Source organism: Pseudomonas sp. S2_B10, assembly GCF_054668425.1.
In genome coordinates this window covers 1,986,000-1,999,506 of record NZ_CP162768.1, presented here as the reverse complement: position 1 = coordinate 1,999,506, position 13,507 = coordinate 1,986,000, and the positions used below count along the sequence as shown (strand labels likewise).

The window sequence follows — 13,507 nt, the reverse complement described above, 5'->3', positions numbered from 1 at the left end:
TAGCTAGAAACTTGCAGCTCTCAAGTATTGAGCCGCTTGTCGACGAGGTCCTGCACCACACTCGGATCTGCCAGGGTCGAAGTATCGCCAAGGCTGTCGAGCTCATTGCAGGCAATCTTGCGCAAAATCCGCCGCATGATCTTGCCCGAACGGGTCTTGGGCAATGCCGGCGCCCACTGGATCAGGTCCGGTTTGGCGAAGCTGCCGATTTCCTTGCTGACATGCGCCAGCAGGTCTTTCTTCAGCTCTTCGTTGGCCTCGGTGCCGTTCATTGGCGTGACGAATGCGTAGATGCCCTGGCCTTTGACGTCGTGGGGATAACCGACCACGGCGGCTTCGGCGATGCTGTCGTGCAGCACCAGGGCGCTTTCCACTTCGGCGGTGCCGATGCGGTGGCCGGAAACGTTGATCACGTCGTCGATGCGTCCGGTGATCCAGTAATCGCCGTCCTCGTCGCGGCGGGCGCCGTCGCCAGTGAAGTAATAGCCGGGGTAGGGTTTGAAGTAGGTGTCGATCATCCGCTGCGGATCGCCGTAGACGCTGCGAATCTGCGCCGGCCAGCTGGATTTGATCGCCAGCACGCCGCTGCCGGCGCCTTTGATTTCCTTGCCGGCTTCGTCAAGCAATACCGGTTGCACGCCGAACATCGGTTGCGTCGCGCAGCCGGGTTTGATCCGTTGGGCGCTGACCAGCGGGCTGAGCATGATGCCGCCGGTTTCGGTCTGCCACCAGGTGTCGACGATCGGGCAGCGCTGTTCACCGACAGCATTGAAATACCATTCCCACGCTTCCGGGTTGATCGGCTCACCGACGCTGCCGAGCAATCTGAGGCTGGCGCGCGAAGTTTCCTTCAATGGTCCGGCGCCTTCGCGCATCAGCGCGCGCAGGGCGGTGGGTGCGGTGTAGAAAATGTTGACCTTGTGCTTGTCGATGACCTGCCAGAAGCGCGAACTGCTCGGGTAGCTCGGCACGCCTTCGAACATCAGTGTGGTCGCACCGTTGGCCAGCGGCCCGTAGACGATGTAACTGTGGCCGGTGACCCAGCCGACGTCGGCGGTGCACCAGAACACTTCGCCGTCGCGGTAGTCCAGCACATACTTGAAGGTCATTGCTGCTTGCAGCAGATAGCCGCCGGTGGTGTGCAACACGCCTTTGGGTTTGCCGGTGCTGCCGGAGGTGTAGAGGATGAACAGCGGATCTTCGGCGTCCATCGGTTCCGGCGGGCAGTCATCGCTGACCTCGCGCACAGCCTGGTGATACCAAAGGTCACGGCCTTCGACCCAATCGACTTGGCCCTGAGTGCGCTCGACGACCACCACGGTGCTGACGTTCGGGCAGCTTTGCAGGGCTTTGTCGACGTTGTTTTTCAGTGGCACGAAGCGGCCGCCACGTACGCCCTCATCGGCGGTGATCACGGTACGGCAGTCGGCGTCGAGAATTCGATCACGCAGGGAATCCGGGGAAAATCCGCCGAACACCACCGAATGAATCGCGCCGATTCGCGCGCAGGCGAGCATGGCGTAGGCGGCTTCGGGGATCATCGGCATGTAGATGCACACCCGATCGCCTTTCTTCACGCCACGGCTTTTCAGTACGTTGGCCAGACGGCAGACGTGGTGATGGAGTTTGTTGTAAGTGATCTGCGCCGATTCGGCAGGATCGTCGCCTTCCCAGAGCAGGGCGGTCTGTTCGCCGCGTTGCTTGAGGTGACGGTCGATGCAGTTGTAGCTGACGTTGAGCTTGCCGCCGGCAAACCAGGCCGCTTCACCGGTCTTCAGGTCATAGCGCTGAACGGTCTGCCACGGCGTGCTCCAATCGAGGAAGCGCGTGGCCTGCTCGGCCCAGAAGGCGCTGGGGTGTTCAATCGATTCGCGGTACAGGCGCCGATACTCGTCCTGGCTCAACTGAGCGGCCTGGCGCACGGCATCGGCTTTGGGGAACGTGCTGATATCGAACATGACGGTTCCTTATTCTTGTGGTGCGACACGAATAAAGATGCGCCGAGCGCTGCACAGGTTCAAGTCATGTGCCAAAACAACTGTGGGAGCGAGCCTGCTCGCGAAGGCGGAATGTCAGTCAACGAAGGTGTTGAATGAAGAACCGCTTTCGCGAGAAGGCTCGCTCCCACAGGGGAACAGCGTTGTGCCCGAAGGCTTTTATCAGCCGCGATGACGCCCACGGAAGTAGTTGATCAGGCCTTGAGTCGAGGCATCGTCAGCCACGGTCTCGTCGCTGCCGACCAGACGGTTGTAGACGCCTTTGCCCAATTCCTTGCCCAGTTCCACACCCCACTGGTCGAAGGCGTTGATGCCCCAGACCACGCTTTGCACGAACACTTTGTGCTCATACATCGCCACCAGGGCGCCAAGGCGACGCGGGCTGATGCGTTCCACCACCAAGGTGTTGCTCGGACGATTGCCCGGGATCACCTTGTGCGGCGCCAGTTTGCGCACGTCGTCTTCGCCCATGCCTTTGTCGCGCAGCTCGGCTTCGGCTTCCGGCAGGGTCTTGCCGAGCATCAGCGCCTGGCTCTGCGACAGGCAGTTGGCGTACAGCCACTGGTGATGGTCGGAAACCGGGTTGAAGCTGACGATCGGCACGATGAAGTCGGCCGGGATCAGTTGGGTGCCCTGGTGCAGCAACTGGTGATAAGCGTGCTGACCGTTGCAGCCGACGCCGCCCCAGATCACCGGGCCGGTATCGGTCGACACCGAGGTGCCGTCCTGACGCACGCTCTTGCCGTTGGACTCCATGTCCAGCTGTTGCAAGTGCTTGGTGATGTTGCGCAGGTAGTGGTCGTACGGCAGGATCGCGTGGCTTTGCGCACCCCAGAAGTTGCCGTACCAGACGCCGAGCAGGGCCAGCAGCACCGGCATGTTCTGTTCGAACGGCGCGGTCTGGAAATGCTGGTCCATGGTGTAGGCACCGGACAGCAGTTCCTTGAAGTTGGACATGCCGATGGCCAGTGCGATCGGCAAACCGATGGCCGACCACAGCGAGTAACGCCCGCCGACCCAGTCCCACATCGGGAAGATGTTTTCTTCGCGAATCCCGAAAGCCACAGCGGCGGCGTTGTTGCTCGACACAGCGATGAAGTGGCGATACAGCTCGGCTTCGGAACCGCCCTGCGCCAGGTACCAGGCGCGTGCGGCCTGCGCGTTCTTCAGGGTTTCGAGGGTGTTGAACGACTTCGACGAAACGATGAACAGCGTGGTCTCGGCGCGCAGTTTCTGCGTCAGCTCATGGAATTCGCTGCCGTCGATGTTTGCCAGATAGTGGCAACGTACGCCTTTCTGCGCGTAGGACAGCAGTGCTTCGGACACCAGCTCAGGACCGAGGAACGAACCACCGATACCGATGTTGACCACGTCGGTGATCGGCTTCTCGGTGTAACCGCGCCACAAGCCATCATGAATTCGGCCAACCAGATCGGTGATCTGGTTCAGCACCTTGTGCACTTCCGGCATCACGTTGACGCCGTTGACCGACAATTTGTCGCCGACCGGGCGGCGCAGGGCGGTGTGCAGTGCCGGGCGGCCTTCGGAGGCATTGACGATTTCGCCGTCGAACAGCGCTTTGATCGCGCCCTTCAGATCGACTTCATTGGCCAGGCCCACGAGCAGGTTGCGGGTCTCGGCGTTGATCAAATTCTTCGAATAATCGAGAAACAGACCGCAGCTACTGAGGGTGAACTGATTGAAACGCTGCGGATCGGCGTTGAAGGCTTCGCGCATGCTGAAATCCTGCATGGCTTGGCGGTGGTCTTTCAACGCTTGCCAGGCGGGCAGAGCGGTAACGTCGTGAGGAGTGCGGTAGTACGCCATCGCTGCGGTTTTCCTTTTTACTTGAACGGCCTTTTGAACACGGTACAGATCAACCACGGGTTTTAGCGCATGGGATCAACTGCGTCGACACGAGATCTGGACACAGGGCGAATACAGTAAACCTCGCGCTGCGTTCTGTCTTGACTTTGTCTGACCAGATCCCTGTACTTTTTTAACATCCGCAGAGGAATCTGGCCAACAAACGGAGGTGCCCGGAAGACTTTCGCCCAACCGGCATGCACCGGAAACACATGTGGGAGCGAGCCTGCTCGCGAAGGCGTGGTGTCAGGCAACTTATAAGTCGCTGATACACCGCCTTCGCGAGCAGGCTCGCTCCCACAGGGAAATTCGTTGCTTGCTTAAATCGGGCTATCGAGATTCAGGTGCAGGTTGTCGATCAACCGCGTGGTGCCGAGGAACGCCGCCGCGAGAATCACCAGATCGCGATCCTCCGCCGTCGCCGGACGCAAGGTCAGGCCATGACGGATTTCCAGATAATCCGGACGCAGCCCCGCTGATTCCAGCACCTGCAACTGCGCAGCGATCAGCGCCGGGTAATCACGCTCACCTTGCTTGATCGCTTCGGCGATAGTGCTCAGCACGCGGTAGACCACCGGCGCCACGGCGCGCTGATCTTCATTGAGGAAGCCGTTGCGCGACGACAGCGCCAGGCCGTCCGCCGCACGTACGGTCGGCTCGCCGATGATCTGGATCGGCATGTTCAGGTCATGCACCAGTGCGCGGATCACCGCCAGTTGCTGGTAATCCTTCTGGCCGAAGATCGCCAGGTCCGGTTGGACCATGTTGAACAGCTTGCTGACTACGGTCGCCACACCTTCGAAGTGCCCCGGACGGCTGGCACCACACAGGCCTTCGGACAATTGCGGCACGCTGACCCTGGTTTGGCCGGCCATGCCGTCCGGGTACATCTCTTCAACCGTCGGCGCGAACAGCAGGTCGCAACCGGCTTCGAGGAGCTTTTCCTGATCGGCGGCGAGGGTGCGCGGGTATTTGTCGAGGTCTTCGCCGGCGCCGAACTGCAGCGGGTTGACGAAAATACTCGCGACGACGAAATCGACTCGCTGCGTAGCCTTGGTGATCAATGCGACGTGGCCGCTGTGCAGGTTGCCCATGGTCGGCACGAAGCCGATGCGCTTGCCTTCACTGCGCGCGCGAGCGACGGCGGCACGCAGTTCGCGTACGGTTTTGACGGTGTTCATGCAGAGAATCCGTGTTCGATGCCGGGAAACGTGGTGGCTTTGACTTCACTGACGTAAGCCTTCAGCGCGGCCTGGATGCTGTCCTGACCTTGCATGAAGTTCTTGACGAATTTGGGTACGCGGCCGGTGATCGACAGGCCGAGCATGTCGTGCAATACCAGCACCTGGCCGTCGGTGGCGTTGCCGGCACCGATACCGATCACCGGAATGCCCACGGCCTGGCTGATTTCTGCCGCCAGTTCGCTCGGCACGCACTCAAGCAAGAGCATGGCCGCACCGGCCTGCTCCAGCGCGATCGCATCGGCACGCATCTGCCGCGCCTGGTTCTCATTGCGGCCCTGCACCTTATAGCCACCGAGGATGTTCACCGCTTGCGGGGTCAGGCCCATGTGCGCGCACACCGGCACACCGCGCTCGGCGAGCAGGCGGATCGACTCCGCCAGCCACAGCTGACCTTCAACCTTGACCATGTGCGCGCCGGCCTGCATCAGCATGGCGCTGTTGTTCATGGTCTGTTCGAGGGTGGCGTTGGCCATGAACGGCAGGTCGGCGAGGATCAGGGCATCGCCATTGCCACGCTTGACGCTGGCGACGTGATAGGCCATTTCCGCCGTGGTCACTGGCAGGGTGCTGTCGTGCCCCTGCAGGACCATGCCCAGGGAGTCGCCGACCAGCAGCACTTCGACACCGGCCTCATTGCAGGCATGGGCGAAGGTCGCGTCATAGCAGGTCAGCATGGTGATTTTTTCACCTTTCTGCTTGAGGCTCTGGAGCGTGGTCAGGGTGATGGCTGGCATGTAAAAAATCCTCGTTCAGGCGCTCTGGAAACTGCTGCGAGTCACGCGCGTGATTCTTCATCTACTCAGGCGCACGGTCTTGTGTCGTGCTTTGAAAGGCCTGGATTGCGCCCGTTCATGCCGGGTTGGCGGCAGCGGGACGCCTATAGTCGTGATGAGCCAACAGGAAGTCAATTGCGTGTGTTACCGCCTTGTTACGCGGGCGGTGTTACCGGCGTTACTGATGCGATTCAGCGGCGCGGCGGGCCTGATTGGGGGGATTTTTGTCTGACAAAAACTGGAGATTGGCAGGTGACCTGTGGCGAGGGGATTTATCCCCGTTGGGTCGCGGAGCGGCCCCATGTTTGTATACGGCTTGGTCAGATTTGGGCCTGCTTCGCAGTCCAGCGGGGATAAATCCCCTCGCCACATAACCACATTTCACAGAAGATTTTTGTCAGGGCTGGGAGATGCGTTCGAGGCCGACGAACGGGCAGGCGGCCAGCAGGTCTGTCAGCGTGCGGCCGTCGGCAAGACGCAGATCCTGCGGTGCCAGTTCAGCGAGGGGATAGAGAACGAACGCCCGCTCCTGAATCTGGTAATGCGGGACCTTCAGCCGTGGCTCATCGATCAGGCGATCGCCGAACAGCAGAATATCCAGATCCAGCGTGCGTGGTCCCCAGCGTTCCAGACGTTCGCGGCCCTGAGCGTTTTCGATCGCCTGCAAGGCGTCGAGCAACTCGATCGGTGCGAGCGAGCTGTCGAGGGCGGCGACAGCGTTGGTGTAGCGCGGCTGGCCCGGCAACAGTGAATCGCTTTGATAAAAGGCTGAAACGCCGGCAAGACTCGTCTGCGGCAATTGCCCCAGCGCCGCGATGGCGCTGCGCAACTGGTCGGCCGGGTCAGCGAGGTTGCTGCCCAGACCAATGTAGATGCGTTCCATCGCTTACTCGCCCGTCGCGCTCGAAGCGCCGGCGCGCTTGCGCTTGGAACCGCCACTGCGGCGACGTTTGCGTGGCGCGCCGCTGGCATCGTCACCCTTGCCGCTGAGGTCGCGGATCATGTCGCGACGCTCGCTGTCGTTGGCGTCCTGATAATCGGTCCACCATTCGCCGAGGCCATCGGTCTCCTCACCGGCGCTTTCGCGCAGAAGGAGGAAATCGTAACCGGCACGGAAGCGCGGGTTGTCCAGCAACAGATCGGCGCGTTTGCCACTGCGCCGTGGCAGGCGTTCCTGCATGTCCCAGATTTCGCGGATCGGCATGGTGAAGCGCTTCGGAATCGCGATGCGCTGGCACTGTTCGGCAATCAGCTCGTGAGCGGCTTCCTGCATCGCCGGAATCGGCGGCATGCCACGTTCCTGCAGACGCAACACGCGGGCCGGCAGTGCCGGCCAGAGCAGGGCGGCAAACAGGAACGCCGGGGTCACCGGTTTGTTCTGCTTGATGCGCAGGTCGGTGTTGGTCAGCGCTTCGCTGATCAAGGTGTGGGTGTATTCCGGATTGTATTCCAGCGCTTCGGCACTGGCCGGGAACAGCGGGGCGAACAGTTGCAGATCAACCAGCATTTCAAAGGTGATCGCGCCGTGCCCGGAGAGGAACAGCTTGAGCACTTCTTCGAACAGCCGCGCCGACGGAATCTCGCGCAGCATCGGCGCCAGCTCACGGATCGGCTGCACGGTGTGCTTCTCGATGCCGAAGTTGAGCTTGGCGGCGAAACGCACGGCCCGCAGCATGCGCACCGGGTCTTCCTGGTAACGCTGCTTCGGGTCGCCGATCAGACGGATCAGGTGATTGCGAATGTCGTGCACGCCATTGGCGTAATCGAGAATGCGCTCGCTGACCGGATCGTAATACAGAGCATTGATGGTGAAGTCGCGGCGTTGCGCGTCTTCTTCCAGGGTGCCGTAGACGTTGTCGCGCAGAATCCGCCCGCTCTCGTTGCGCGAAGACTGGTTGCTGTCTTCCTCGTCTTCGTTGACCGGGTGATTGGCGCGGAAGGTCGCGACTTCAATGATTTCGCGACCGAAATGGATGTGCACCAGTTTGAACCGGCGACCGATGATCCGCGCATTGCGGAATTCGGCACGGACCTGCTCGGGGGTGGCGCTGGTGGCGACGTCGAAATCCTTGGGCGTGATGCCCAACAGCATGTCACGCACGCAACCACCGACCAGATAAGCCTGGTAACCGGCACCTTGCAGGCGTTCGACGATATTCACCGCATAGCGGCTGAACTGCGTTTTCTGCAGCGAATGTTGGCCGCTGTTGAGCACTTCAGGGGTGCTGCGGATGTGTTGCGTACGACGCACGGGAGTTCGGAATGACTGGAACAGCTTCTTCAGCATGGGATGCACTGTTTGAAGGAATGTTCGGCCATACCAAAAGAATGACCGCATGATGGGCGCAGATTCTAGCATTTAGTCGGGGGATGGTGTAGGACGCGGCAGATATGAGCTGCAAGCCCCAAGCTACAAGGGTCCAGCGAGGAAAACGGGGGAATTTCACGGAGGGGAGAAACTACAAGGGGAGCCGAAGCTCCCCAAGAAGTAGTTGCGTGCTCTTTTTATTATTGATTCGGGCTTCTTGTTTTTGTTGAGTGCCCTCGCCACGAAGCGTTTCCTTCGTGACCCTCCCAATCGGGAGCCAAGAGCAAACGGATTGCTTTGGTCGCTGAATTGCAGTGATCTGTCGATCCAACCAGTACAGGCTCTGTCTTAGGACAGTTTTTGTTGTTCTCGGCCTGGTCGTGGGGCAAGCCCCAAATACAACGCCTCTCCAAAAGAATCAGTTAGCTGCGCCTCTCGCCGTCTTGTTTTTATTGTGCGTGAGTCGATTCGTCTTATTTTTATTGTCTTGTGCATTGCTTGTTATTGTTCTTGTACCAAACATATAGCAGGGTGCGTGCCAACTTTTGCCAAGCCCAGTAAAACAAGGGGTTAGGTCGATATAACCGTTTTGCAGGGGCGAAAAAAAGCCGGGGTTTCGTTACCGATAACCCCGGCTTCTGTTACGTGAATCGACTGCGGTAACAGTTTTTTCACATTGTCATGCGTTACCCGCGCACGCGGTGGGTAACGCTCAGCTTTCGCTGGCGACCCCGGTCTTGCGTCGTGGAATGCCCAGACGCTGGCGGCGTTCCCACAGGCATTTGCGGCTGACGCCCAGTTTGCGTGCCAGTTCGGTCTCGGTCATGTGGTCCTGATGCTCGAGGACGAAGTGCTGGAAATAGTCTTCCAGCGACAGATCCTCGGTCGGCTCATGGCTGCTGTTGCTGGCGTTACCGCCGGTTTGCGGCGGCAGACCGATGAACTCGTCGTCTTCCAGATCGCTCAGCTCGATGTCGATGCCCAGCAGGTCGGCCGAAATCTCCGGGCTTTCGCTGAGAATCACCGCGCGCTCGACAGCGTTCTCCAGCTCACGCACGTTACCGGGCCACGAATAGTGCCGGATCGCCTGTTCAGCGTCGGCAGCGAATTTCAGGTCGGTGCGATTGATCCGCGCGCTCTGGCGAGCGAGGAAGGCATTGGCGATTTCGTTGACGTCGGCGCCACGCTCGCGCAGCGGCGGCAGCTTCAGGGCAATCACGTGCAGACGGTAATAAAGGTCTTCACGGAACTGGCCGATTTTCGCCAGGCTCTTCAGATCGCGGTGCGTTGCAGCGATCAGGCGCACATCGACTTTCTGCGACTGCACCGAACCTACGCGGCGGATCTCGCCCTCCTGCAGAACCCGCAGCAAGCGAGCCTGGGCTTCGAGGGGCAGTTCGCCGATCTCATCGAGGAACAGGGTGCCGCCGTCCGCCGCTTCGACCAGACCGGCGCGACCGGCGCTGGCGCCGGTGAACGCGCCTTTCTCGTGGCCGAACAGTTCGGACTCGATCAGGCTTTCCGGAATCGCCGCGCAGTTCACCGAAATCATCGGCGCCTTGGCGCGTTTCGACAGATTGTGCAGGGCGCGGGCCACCAGTTCTTTACCGGTGCCGGACTCACCCTGAATCAATACATTGGAATCGGTTGGCGCGACTTTGCGGATCTTGCTGTACAGGTCCTGCATCGGCGGGCAGGAGCCGATGATGCCAATTTCACCATTGCTGTTATCCACAGCGGCTTTGCCATTGCCGGCGGCAGGCTTGCTCGCCGTGGTTTCGCCGGCAGCTGGCGCCGACTGACGATCACGCAGGATCCGCGCAACCGCCTGGAGCATTTCATCGTGGTCGAACGGCTTGGCGATGTAATCGACCGCGCCCATTTTCATCGAGTCGACCGCCGAGCGCAGGCTGGCGTAACTGGTCATGATCAGCACCGGTGTGCCTTGCCCGAGCTTGATCAGCTCGGTGCCCGGAGCGCCCGGCAGGCGCAGGTCGCTGACGATCAGATCGAACGTAGGAATGGTGAAGCGTTCTTGTGCTTCCTGCACTGATCCGGCTTCGCTGACCTGGTACTGGTTGCGTTCCAGCAGGCGGCGCAAGGCGGAGCGGATAATGGTTTCGTCTTCGACGATCAAAATGTGCGGCATTGATTCGATACTCTCGACGGTCTCAGTTCACAGCGGACGTCGCTTCGACATGACGCGGTAAGGTCACCCGGATACGGGTGCCGCGTTGGCTTTGTACATCAGCCGGGCTGTCGATGGTGATTTGTCCATAATGCTCTTCAACGATGGAATAGACCAGTGCAAGGCCCAGACCGGTGCCTTCACCCGGATCCTTGGTGGTGAAGAAAGGTTCGAACAATCGGTCCATGATGCTCGACGGAATACCGCTGCCTTCGTCTTCGACGATCAGATCGACCGTGTGTTCGCCGGCTTCGCTCTTGACCCGTACCGCACTGTGCGGCGGCGAGGCGTCGCGGGCGTTGGAGAGCAGATTGATCAGCACCTGGGCGAGCCGTTGCGGGTCGCCTTCGACCCAATGATCGGGATCGCACAGGTTGTAGAACTGCACTTCGAAATTGCGCCGGTTCAGCGCCAGCAGGCCGATGGCATCCTGCGCGACTTCGGCCAGACACACCGGTTCGTCGTTGTGCTGATGACTGCCGGCATGGGCGAAGCTCATCAGCGACTGGACGATGCGCGAGACGCGTTTGGTCTGCTCGAGAATCTGCCCGCTGATTTCCGTCAGCTCGCCGTCGTCTTCGCGCTCTTCGCGCAGGTTCTGCGCCAGGCAGGCGATGCCGGTGATCGGGTTGCCGATTTCGTGGGCCACACCCGCTGCGAGTCGACCGATGCTGGCCAGCCGTTCGGAATGCACCAGTTTATCTTCGAGCATCTGCGTTTCGGTCAAATCCTCGACCAGTAACACCAGGCCACTGTTACCCGGGGCCAACGGCTCGTCGATTGCCGCTTTGTGCAGATTCAGCCAGCGGGTCTGACCATCGAGGGCCAGATGCTGTTTGTGCAAATGCTCGTCGGGCAGGTTGATGAAGCCTTGCAGCAGCTCTTTCCACGGGTTGGCGATGGTACTCAGACGCGAACCGACCACTCGCTGCGCAGCGATGCCGGTCAGCTCTTCCATGGCCTTGTTCCACATCAGGATCTCCTGATCCTTGGCCAGCGAGCAGACGCCCATCGGCAGTTCCTGCAAGGTCTGGCGGTGGTAGCGGCGCAGGGCGTCGAGCTCGGCGGCCAGGCCGGTGAGGCGCGAGTGGTAATCCTCGAGACGGCTTTCAATGAAGTGAATGTCTTCGGTGACGTAGTTTTCGCCGCCAGCCTTGTAGGGCAGGAAGGTTTCCACCATATCCTGCGCAACGCTCGGACCCATCAGGCCGGACAGGTTGGCCTCGATGCGGTCGCGCAACCGGCGCAAGGCATACGGCCGGCGTTCATCGAAGGGCAGATACAAGTCGCGCAGCGCTTGCTCGACTTCTTTCTGCGCAGCCTTGGCACCCAGCGGCTTGGCCAGTTGCGTGGCGAACTCCTGCGGCGAGGCGGCGTGCAGTTCGCGGCGTTGCGGGCGGCGCACGTTATCCACCGCACAGGCTTCGGCGGCGCTGGCTTCTTCCGGGCTGGCGTTGGTGAACAGCGAGATCAAAGTGAACATCAGGACGTTGGCGGCCAGCGAGGCGATGGCCGCCATGTGCCAACTGGTGTCGTCGAGCACGTAGATCATGTTCAGCAGCGGGATATAGAAACCCTGCAGATTGCCGACCAGCGGCAGCAGCATGGTCAACACCCAGACCGTGATCCCCGCCAGCAGACCGGCGATGAAACCACGGCGGTTGGCGGTCGGCCAGTACAGCACCGACAACACCCCGGGCAGAAATTGCAGGGTCGCAACGAACGCGACGATGCCGAGATTGGCCAGATCCTGCTCGACGCCGAGCATCAGATAGAAACCGAAACCGGCCATGATAATCGCCACGATCAGCGCCCGACGCGTCCATTTCAGCCAGCGGTAGATGTTGCCTTCGGCCGGCGGCTGATAGAGCGGCAGCACCAGATGGTTCAGCGCCATGCCCGACAAGGCCAGGGTGGTGACGATGATCAGGCCACTGGCGGCGGACAGGCCACCGACGTAGGCAAGCAAGGCCAACGGTTTGCTGTTGGCGGCGATGCCGATGCCGAGGGTGAAATATTCCGGGTCTGTGGTGGCGCCGAGTTTCAGTCCGGCCCAGAGAATCAGCGGTACGGCGAGACTCATCAGCAGCAGAAACAGCGGCAGGCCCCAACTGGCGCTGACCAGCGAGCGCGGGTTGAGGTTTTCCGTAAAGGTCATGTGATACATGTGCGGCATCACGATCGCCGAGGCGAAGAACACCAGCAGCAGCGTGCGCCACGGGCCTTCCTGCAACGGCGTGTGCAGGGCGGCGAGGGCCGTCTGGTTTTGCAGCAGCCACAGTTCGAGCTGTTGCGGGCCGTCGAACACACCATACAGCGCATACAGGCCAACGCCGCCGAGGGCGATCAGTTTGATGATCGACTCAAAGGCAATCGCGAACACCAGCCCTTCGTGTTTCTCGCGCGTGGCGATATGCCGGGAACCGAAGAAAATCGTGAACAGAATGATCAGCGCACAGAACGCCAGCGCCACGCGGCTCTGCACGCGTTCGCCGGTGAGGATGCCGATCGAGTCGGCCACTGCCTGAATCTGCAGGGCAAGCAATGGCAACACGCCAATCAGCATGAAAATCGTGGTCAGCGCGCCGGCCCAGGTGCTGCGAAAGCGGAAGGCAAACAGGTCGGCCAGCGACGACAGTTGATAGGTGCGGGTGATCTTCAGGATCGGATAGAGCAGCACCGGCGCCAGCAGAAATGCACCGGACACGCCGAGATAGCTGGACAGAAAGCCGTAACCGTACTGATAGGCCAGGCCCACCGTGCCGTAGAACGCCCAGGCACTGGCGTAAACCCCCAGCGACAGGGTGTAGGTCAATGGGTGGCGAATGATCGCGCGCGGGATCATGCCCCGTTCGCTGACCCAGGCAACGCCGAACAGCGCCGCCAGGTACGCGGCGCTGATCAGGATCATCTGGGTCAGGCTAAAGCTCATCGGCATCTTTTTGGCTCTGCAGGATGAAGGTCACGACAATCAGGATCAGCCAGAGCAGATAAGGGCGATACCAGGCGCCCGTCGCGTCGATCCACCAATCCATGATGGCGGGGGAGAACAGGTAGATCCCGACGACCAAAAGCAGGACCAAGCGATAGATGTACATCCCGGCCTCTCTTTTTTATGCGCGTGCCCGAAA

General features: G+C 60.7%; 9 protein-coding genes. All 9 read right to left on the bottom strand.

The window, feature by feature from the left end; translation table 11 throughout:
- Window positions 1–20: 20 nt before the first annotated feature.
- The 9 genes from acs to AB4O45_RS08820 all read right to left on the bottom strand — a co-directional run bounded on the left by acs (window position 21) and on the right by AB4O45_RS08820 (window position 13,474).
- Window positions 21–1,958, bottom strand: a complete 1,938-nt coding sequence (acs, locus tag AB4O45_RS08860; RefSeq protein ID WP_041477824.1) for an acetate--CoA ligase — start codon at window positions 1,956–1,958, stop codon at window positions 21–23.
- Window positions 1,959–2,159: 201 nt separating this feature from the next.
- Window positions 2,160–3,824, bottom strand: a complete 1,665-nt coding sequence (gene pgi, locus AB4O45_RS08855; protein WP_016773160.1) for a glucose-6-phosphate isomerase — start codon at window positions 3,822–3,824, stop codon at window positions 2,160–2,162.
- A 359-nt stretch (window positions 3,825–4,183) separates the two neighbouring features.
- Complete coding sequence (panC, locus tag AB4O45_RS08850; RefSeq protein ID WP_460161314.1) at window positions 4,184–5,044, bottom strand: pantoate--beta-alanine ligase; 861 nt, start codon at window positions 5,042–5,044, stop codon at window positions 4,184–4,186.
- Complete coding sequence (panB, locus tag AB4O45_RS08845) at window positions 5,041–5,841, bottom strand: 3-methyl-2-oxobutanoate hydroxymethyltransferase (RefSeq protein ID WP_041477826.1); 801 nt, start codon at window positions 5,839–5,841, stop codon at window positions 5,041–5,043. The genes panC and panB overlap by 4 nt, the downstream gene beginning before the upstream one ends.
- 436 nt (window positions 5,842–6,277) lie before the next feature.
- The gene (gene folK / locus AB4O45_RS08840) at window positions 6,278–6,763 is read right to left on the bottom strand and encodes a 2-amino-4-hydroxy-6-hydroxymethyldihydropteridine diphosphokinase (protein ID WP_310220213.1); all 486 of its coding nucleotides are present in this window, start codon (window positions 6,761–6,763) and stop codon (window positions 6,278–6,280) included.
- Window positions 6,764–6,766: 3 nt separating this feature from the next.
- Window positions 6,767–8,167 (bottom strand): polynucleotide adenylyltransferase PcnB, encoded by a 1,401-nt coding sequence (locus AB4O45_RS08835; protein ID WP_039761624.1) that lies wholly within the window; start codon window positions 8,165–8,167, stop codon window positions 6,767–6,769.
- A gap of 733 nt (window positions 8,168–8,900) precedes the next feature.
- Window positions 8,901–10,337 carry a sigma-54-dependent transcriptional regulator gene (locus AB4O45_RS08830; RefSeq protein WP_041477828.1) on the bottom strand — a complete coding sequence of 479 codons (1,437 nt, stop codon included), beginning with the start codon at window positions 10,335–10,337 and terminating at the stop codon, window positions 8,901–8,903.
- A gap of 22 nt (window positions 10,338–10,359) precedes the next feature.
- Entirely contained in the window at window positions 10,360–13,314 is a 2,955-nt protein-coding gene (locus AB4O45_RS08825; RefSeq protein ID WP_460161313.1) for a sensor histidine kinase, read from the bottom strand.
- Entirely contained in the window at window positions 13,298–13,474 is a 177-nt protein-coding gene (locus AB4O45_RS08820) for a hypothetical protein (protein ID WP_003176118.1), read from the bottom strand. The genes AB4O45_RS08825 and AB4O45_RS08820 overlap by 17 nt, the downstream gene beginning before the upstream one ends.
- Between the last annotated feature and the right edge of the window lie 33 nt (window positions 13,475–13,507).